At 64.3% G+C, this 7,626-nt stretch carries 5 protein-coding genes; 1 reads left to right on the top strand and 4 read right to left on the bottom strand.

Annotation, left to right across the window (positions count from 1 at the left end):
* Positions 1-152: 152 nt before the first annotated feature.
* The 3 genes from RIT73_RS17070 to RIT73_RS17060 form a co-directional block, all read right to left on the bottom strand.
* Positions 153-1,736: an AbgT family transporter gene (locus RIT73_RS17070; protein WP_309133306.1), complete on the bottom strand. Its 1,584-nt coding sequence runs from the start codon at positions 1,734-1,736 to the stop codon at positions 153-155.
* A gap of 190 nt (positions 1,737-1,926) precedes the next feature.
* Entirely contained in the window at positions 1,927-3,012 is a 1,086-nt protein-coding gene (locus tag RIT73_RS17065; protein WP_309133305.1) for an inositol-3-phosphate synthase, read from the bottom strand.
* A gap of 165 nt (positions 3,013-3,177) precedes the next feature.
* Positions 3,178-4,770, bottom strand: a complete 1,593-nt coding sequence (locus RIT73_RS17060; protein WP_309133304.1) for a peptide chain release factor 3 — start codon at positions 4,768-4,770, stop codon at positions 3,178-3,180.
* Positions 4,771-4,918: 148 nt separating this feature from the next.
* Here RIT73_RS17060 and RIT73_RS17055 point away from each other — a divergent pair, with 148 nt between their 5' ends.
* Positions 4,919-5,293, top strand: coding sequence for a hypothetical protein (locus RIT73_RS17055; protein WP_309133303.1), 375 nt, complete (start codon positions 4,919-4,921; stop codon positions 5,291-5,293).
* Positions 5,294-5,430: 137 nt separating this feature from the next.
* On the opposite strand, the gene RIT73_RS17050 is transcribed toward RIT73_RS17055, so the two are convergent.
* Positions 5,431-7,626: glycoside hydrolase family 3 C-terminal domain-containing protein (locus RIT73_RS17050; RefSeq protein WP_309133302.1), on the bottom strand; the 2,196-nt coding region annotated here is incomplete at its 5' end.

The following is a 7,626-nucleotide window of genomic DNA, read 5'->3' as shown; positions in this document are numbered from 1 at the left end:
GGTTACTCACGGTCGATCCCTTTCGATCTGAGCAGATTCACTGTACCGACAAGTCTAGTCACAGCTCCTGGATGGGAACTGCGAGTTTCGTCGCCGACAGTTCGGGCGTTGCATGATCGTAACGCACGCGAGCGCCTCAACATTCCCTGCCATCAGCCCAGCTGGTAGTGCGTGGCCGAACCCGGTCCCCACGGAATGCCGAGAGTCCACCAGACGAAGAACAGCAGCCCCCACAGGATGAACATCGCAAACGACAGCGGGATCGTGAACGACAGCAGTGTGCCGATGCCCGCGTCCCTCTTGTAGCGCTGGATGAAACCGAGCACAACGATGAAGTAGGGGCTCATCGGGGAGATGATGTTCGTCGTCGAGTCACCGATGCGGTAGAGCGCCTGGGTGGTCTCGGGCGAGATCGACAGCAGCATGAACATCGGCACGAGCACAGGAGCCATGAGCGTCCACAGCCCGGTGCCCGAGGTGAGGAACAGGGCACCACAGGCAACGAGCAGCCACCCGCCGAGGAGGATGACGAGCGGTCCCGTGTTGAGAGAGCCGAAGAACTCGGCTCCGCGAATGGCCATGATCTCGCCGAGGCTCGACATCTTGAACAGGGCCAGGAACTGGCTCGCGGCGAAGAACAGGACGAGGACGGGAACGAACGGAAGGAGTCCCTTGCCCATCATGTCGGGGATGTCGGACATCCTCTTGATCGATCCGGTGGCGTAGCCGTAGACGATGCCGACGATGAAGAACCCGAACCCGATGATGGCTGCGATTCCTGCCATCAGACCTGAATCCGGGCCGAAGCCTCCAGCTTCGTCCCGCAGGAACGAGTCCGCCGGCCAGGCGAGGAAGAACAGGAGTGCGGCGCAGGCCACGATCGAGAGACTGGCGATGGCCACGCCGCGCTTCTCATTGCCGTCGAGCGACAGACTGACGTCGAATTCCTCGGGGTCGTCTTCGTCGGGCTCGTCGAGGACAATGGTGTCTGCGCGTTTGTTGAGCACGAGTTCGGTGATCAGAGTCACGGCCGCTGCGACGACGAACATCGAGACGAAGTTGAAGTAGAAGTTCGCGAGCGGAGAGACGACATAGTTGTCATCGATGAGCTGGGCCGCTGACGTGGAGAGGCCTCCGAGGATCGTGTCCATGGAGTTGACCATCGGCGCCGCGGAGTACCCGCCCGAGGTGGCGGCGTAGGCGACGACACAGCCGAGCAGCGGGTTCCGTCCCACTGCTTTGAACGCGAGGCCACCCAGCGGAATCATGATCATGTAGGACGCGTCGGAGGCGATCGACGCCGCACTTCCCGACAGTGCCACGATGAACGTGATCCACTTCGGCGATGCGCTGGCGATCGTACCGCGCAGCATCGCGGGGATGAGTCCCGACCGTTCCGCCACTGCAACGCCGAGGAGGACGATGAGCACCAGCCCCAAGGGCGGGAAGTTGACGAAGTTGTCCGTCGCCCCGCCGACGATGGTCCGCAGCGACTCAGCGTTGAAGAGATTGGTGACCGTCACCGTCTCGTCGGTGGCCGGGTTGACCGCGCTCAGACCGGTGGCGGAGAAGACGGCCGAGAGCACCATGACGATGGCGGCCAGAGACAGGAACAGCCAAAACGGGTGCGGCAGTTTGTTTCCGGCCTTCTCGATGACGATCAGCAGGCGCATGAGCCAATTGAGTTCGGATCTGCTCTTCTGCTGCTGATCGGTCACAGCGACATTGCTCGACATGGGTTCTCCTGCTCGACGGGCACGATCGTCACCGACCGCGCGGGGGCATGCACGAATGCACAAAGCGCCCAGAGCACAGCCCACCTGTTGGCGGACTGCGGCTCTGAGCGCTCTATCCTGTCGAAATCCGGACCCTGGTCGCCACGGAATTCCACATTCTGGAATCCCGACCCTGGTCAGCGGCGGGAGATCAGCGTTCGATGTCTCCTCGGATGAAGGCTTCGACAGCATCGAAGGCGGAGTCGTCGCTCTGCTGCTCCGGTGGGGACTTCATGAAGTACGAGGATGCGGAGATGAGCGCTCCGCCCACGCCTCGGTCGAGGCCGATCTTGGCCGCACGCACGGCGTCGATGATGACACCGGCGGAGTTCGGCGAGTCCCAGACTTCGAGCTTGTACTCCAAAGACACGGGAGCGTCACCGAAGTTGCGGCCTTCGAGGCGGACGAAGGCCCATTTGCGGTCGTCGAGCCAGGCGACATAGTCACTGGGTCCGATGTGGACGTCGCGCTCGCTCAGCTCGGCCGTGGTGTTCGAAGTGACCGCCTGGGTCTTGGAGATCTTCTTCGACTCGAGGCGGGTCCGCTCCAGCATGTTCTTGAAGTCCATGTTGCCGCCGACGTTGAGCTGGTAGGTGCGGTCGAGGACGACTCCGCGGTCCTCGAACAGCTTCGCCATCACCCGGTGGGTGATGGTGGCACCGATCTGGCTCTTGATGTCGTCACCGACGATCGGCACACCCGCGGCGCGGAACTTCTCGTCCCACTCCTTGGTCCCGGCGATGAAGACCGGCAGCGCGTTGACGAAGGCGACCTTCGCATCGATGGCTGCCTGGGCATAGAACTCGGTGGCCTGCTGCGAACCGACGGGCAGGTAGCAGACGAGGACGTCGGCCTTCGCATCGCGCAGCGCCTGGGCGACGTCAACGGGTTCGATGTCGGATTCGACGATCATCTCGCGGTAGTACTGGCCCAACCCGTCGAGGGTCGGCCCGCGCAGCACCTCGACGCCGGTCGGGGGTACGTCCGCGATCTTGATCGTGTTGTTCTCGCTGGCGCCGATCGCCTCCGAGATGTCGGTGCCGACCTTCTTGCCGTCCACATCGAATGCGGCGACGAATTCGATATCACCGACGTGATAATCCCCGAATTCCACGTGCATGAGTCCCGGAACCTGGGTTCCTGGAGCTGCGTCCCGGTAGTACTCCACACCTTGGATAAGGGATGAGGCGCAATTGCCCAGTCCGGCAATCGCGACTCGAATCGATTTCGTTCCCACGTCTACGAACTCTCCTTTTTCGTTTCAGGTTTCCCCGAGCGTCGGGCCTGCCCGACATCAGCCAAACCCGGTTCGGCCCAGCTTTTCATCTTAATGACCTCGTCAAAACGGCGGGGCTGGTGTCCACGCAGACTGTTTCGCCCACGTGGTCGTGCTGTGCTCCACTCAGCTGACGACGAGTGGCTCCAGAATCAGATCCGGATGATTCTTCTGAACACCTTGCAGGCGCCACCGGTCGGAGAACAGAGCGAGCAGCTCACCGTCGGAGCGGCTGAGCACTTCGACCGAACGTTCGCGGGCCAGGGTCGGCACACACTCCGGTGTGGTGCGTCTGGCCAGAGAGAAGTTCAGGCGCTCGAGGTTGCAGGGCGCGTTGAATTCGTTGGTCATCCGGTCCTCGGCGACTTCGAACTGCATCGGGCCGACCGCTCCGAGCACGGGTGCCTGGTCGCCGCGCAGATCCGAGCGCAGCACCTGGATCACGCCTTCGTGGTCGAGCTGTTCGATGCCGCGCCGGAACTGCTTGTACTTCGAGGAGTCCTTGGCGCGGATGACCATGAAGTGCTCGGGCGAGAAAGTCGGAATGCCGGGGAACTCGACCTTCTTGTCGAGGTAGAGGGAGTCACCGACACGCAAGGCGCTGGCGTTGACGAGGCCGACGACATCGCCGGGAAACGCTTCGTCGACGACGTCGCGGTCACGGCCGAATACCTGCTGCGCGTACTTCGTGGCGAACGGTTTGCCCGTGGAGGCGTGGGTGAGGACTGAACCGCGTTCGAACACTCCGGAGCAGACGCGGATGTAGGCGAGCCGGTCGCGGTGGTTCGAGTCCATGCCGGCCTGGACCTTGAACACGAAGCCGGAGAACGGGGCGGCCACGTCCCGCGGGTTGCCGTCCTTGTCCTCGCGCGCCTCGGCGGCCGGGGCCAGGTCGACGAGCATGTCGAGGAGTTTGTGGATGCCGAAGTTGAGCACCGCCGAGGCGAACATCACCGGCGTGGACTTGCCGGCGAGGAACGTCTCCTGGTCATGGTTCTGGCCCTCCATGTCGAGAAGCTCCGATTCGTCGACGGCGGTCTCCCAGGCGTCTCCTTCGAGCTCGTGCGCCTGGGCCGGGGCGAAGGTCTCCTCCCCCGCGATCGTCGCTCCCCCGTCGGTGCGGGTGTACTTCGTGTACTCGCCGGCGACCCGGTCGAGGACGCCGCGGAAGTCCCCGGACTGCCCAACGGGCCAGGTCAGCGGGGTCGGCAGCAGGCCGGTGCGGTTCTGAACCTCGTCCATGAGCTCGAGCGCTTCGAGGCCCGGGCGGTCCCACTTGTTGACGACGGTGATGATGGGGATGTTGCGGTGGGCACAGACTTCGAAGAGCTTCATCGTCTGCGCCTCAAGACCCTTGGCGGCATCGATGAGCATGACCGCGCAGTCGACGGCGGAGAGCACGCGGTAGGTGTCCTCGGAGAAGTCGGCGTGACCGGGGGTGTCGACGAGATTGAAGACCGTGTCCCGGTACTCGAACTGGAGAGCCGCCGAGGAGATGGAGATTCCGCGGTCCTGCTCCATCTGCATCCAGTCGGAGACGGTGGCGCGTCGACCGGCCTTTCCATGGGTGGCTCCGGCCTGACCGATCGCCCGAGCGTGCAGGGCGAGCGCCTCGGTGGTCGTCGACTTACCCGCGTCAGGGTGCGAGATGACAGCGAACGTGCGGCGGCGAGCCGCTTCGGTTCGGATGTCCTTGTCAGAGTATTGGCCAGAAGTCACCAAACAATCCTACCGCCCTTGGCGACCCGGCTGTATGAGCGTTCAGTCACACGCGGAGGCGGGGGCCGTACCGCGCCGAGGCCGTGGTGCCGGACACAGTCCCTCACGTCCAGGCTCTTGTCGGATTCCGCGTCTAAGCTGATGGGCGATGGTTGAGGAATATGTCGAATACGCAGGTCGATCGGAACCGAGGGAGCGCTGGCTCAGGGCTCTGCCGCTCATCGCCGCGGCGCTCATCGGCGTCCCGTTCCTGGTGCTCGCGATCCTGTTCTCACTGCAGATCGCGCAGACCGCGAACTACATCTTCGATCTCGGCACTTCCGCGTGGATGGCCACCGGCCTGGTGCTGCTCAGCATCTCCGGCGGCTTGTGCGTCATCGCCTACCTCGCGTGCCTGTTCATCGGCTCCCGTCGGCGGACATGGAAGTGGCGCATCTGGTGGGCAGTGGCGACCTTTCTCGTCGCCGCCATCCTGCCCCTCTGGTGGCTCTTCGCCGGGTTCTTCTCCTCCGCGCAGGGCTGAGACAAAGCACCCCGCCAGCCGCACAGTACCCCGGTAGCCGCAATACTCCCCGAGCGCTCGACACCCCGCACCGCCGGCTCCAATTGCAACCCGTGCAACGGTGGTCATTGCGGCTACCGGGTGGGGTGACAGATTCATCACGGGCGCAAGCGCGTCCCGTTCAGTCGGACCTTCTGCTCGAGGACCGGGCGATCTGCCGCATTCCGTGCCAGTCGGATCGAGTAGTCGCCCTCGTGGACCGTCCATCCCGGGTCGTCAGGATCAAACGAGGCGCAGATGCGCATTTCGTCGAGTCTGATGCGCACGCGTCGGCTCTCACCGGGATCGAGGTCGACCCGAGCCCAGCCTGCAAGTCGATATGTGGAGCTGCTGTCGGATACGCGAGGGGGTGCCATATACACCTGCGGAGTGTCGATCCCCTGGCGGTCCCCACGATTGGTGACGGTGAGCTCGACTGAGGGATCACCCCCGCCGGCGGTCGCGATGACGATGTCGGTGTACTCAAACGTGGTGTAGGAGAGCCCGAAGCCGAACGGGAACAGCGCCTCCTCTCCCTGCCGCTCGAACCAGCGATAGCCGATATCTGCGCCCTCGATGTCATAGTCGATGCTCAGGTACGAGCCCCGTCGTGGCTCCCCCGGGTTCGACGTTGTCAGTCCGGGGTCGGTCATCTCGACGCGCGGAAGCTGATCCTCGCTGCGGGGGAAGCTCAGTGGCAGCCGGCCCGAAGGGGTGGCCGCCCCGCTCAGCACTGCGGCGATCGCTGCACCTCCGCCGCTGCCGCCGTACCAGGCGGCAAGGATCGCATCGACCTCATCGATCCACGGCATCAGCACCGGCCCTGAGGTCTCCAGAACGACCACCGTGCTCTCGGCAGCGCCGGCCACTGCAGAGATCAGGTCGTCTTGGCGTCCCTCCAGCTGCAGGTCGGGCAGATCCCGACCCTCGGTCGCCCAGTTCTCGGCGAAGACCACGACGTGATCGTCAGCGTGGATCTGGCCGACCACCTCGGTGACCTCACCGTCGAGGAAGACGACCTCTGAGTCGGGCAGGCGTCTGCGGATCTCGTCCAGGGGTGCCGGTGGGTGGTAGGCGCGGGGAAGTGGCAGTTGCGCGATCGCGACCCCGCCGTCGTGCACCCATCCCGGAGGTGTCACGGTGGTGCTTCCGCCTCCGGCGAGCACTCCTGCGTCGGCATGCCCGCCGACGATGACGACTCGTCCGGTCGCCGAGGTGATCGGCAGCGCCGAGCCGTCGTTCTTCAGCAGCACGATGGACTGTTCGGCGATTCGCTCGGCGATCTCTGCGTGCTCCTCGGCCGGGAAGCTCGTGGGCCGGCGTCGTTCGTCCAGTCCGCCGACGGACGACAGCACAGCAAGGATGCGCGTCACCATCTCGTCGAGGCGGGCCGTGCTGACCCGACCGGCAGCGACTGCCTCTTTGAGCGGCTCTCCGAAATAGTGCGCGGTGTCCAACTGGCGCCCGGACTGGCGGTCGAGGCCGGCCCAGGCGGCGTGTTCCGTCGAATGGGTCGCGCCCCAGTCCGACATGACAAATCCCTTGAACTCCCAATCCCCTTTGAGCACCTCGCTGAGGAGGAAGGCGTTCTCGGAAGCGTATTTCTTGTTGACCATGTTGTATCCGGGCATGATCGTGCGCGGCTGGCCGTGCTCGAGGGCGATCTGGAACGCAAGCAGGTCGGATTCGCGCAGATTCTTCTCGCTGAGGTCGGAACTGACCATCACCCGCCCTGTTTCCTGCGGGTTGAGCGCGAAGTGCTTGAGGGTCGACGCCACGCCCTGGGACTGGATGCCGGCGACTGCGCTGCCCGCCACCACTCCGGAGAGCAGGACATCCTCGCTGATGTACTCGAAGACGCGACCGCCACGCGGTTCACGCACCAGGTTCACACCACCGGCCAATTGGACGGTGAAGCCCTTGGCGCGCGATTGCGCACCGACGGTCTCCCCCTGCAGTCTGGCCAGCTCCGGGCTGAAGGTGGCTCCCAGTGCGACCGTCGAGGGGAAGGCCGTTGTCACATCGTCATGGCGGACATCGTTCGGGTTGGTCACCCCGAGACTGGCGTCACTCTCGTCCCAGGTCGGAATCCCGAGATGCTCGATGCCGACCGTGCAGCCGGCAGAACCGATCGCTTCCTCCGGCGCATCGGGCATCGACGCCATCGGGCTGGAGACCAACGACAGTTTCTCTTCCAGAGTCATCCGTCCGACGAGTTCGGCCGCGATCTCCCAGTCCTTCTGCCACCCATCCCATGGGCCCGGATCCGCGCGGAAACTGACGGTGAGAGTGTTGTCCTGCATAGACTTGCGCCC

The sequence above is a fragment of the Brevibacterium sp. genome (assembly GCF_031179145.1).
In the GTDB taxonomy this organism is placed as follows: domain Bacteria; phylum Actinomycetota; class Actinomycetes; order Actinomycetales; family Brevibacteriaceae; genus Brevibacterium.
The sequence above is the reverse complement of the archived record's forward strand: the minus strand, read 5'-3'. Positions and strand labels throughout refer to the sequence as shown.

Excerpts from the sequence above, each read along its gene's own strand:
- RIT73_RS17055 (WP_309133303.1), top strand. The coding sequence starts at position 4,919 with ATGGTTGAGGAATATGTCGAATACGCAGGTCGATCGGAACCGAGGGAG.
- RIT73_RS17070 (WP_309133306.1), bottom strand. The coding sequence starts at position 1,736 with ATGTCGAGCAATGTCGCTGTGACCGATCAGCAGCAGAAGAGCAGATCC.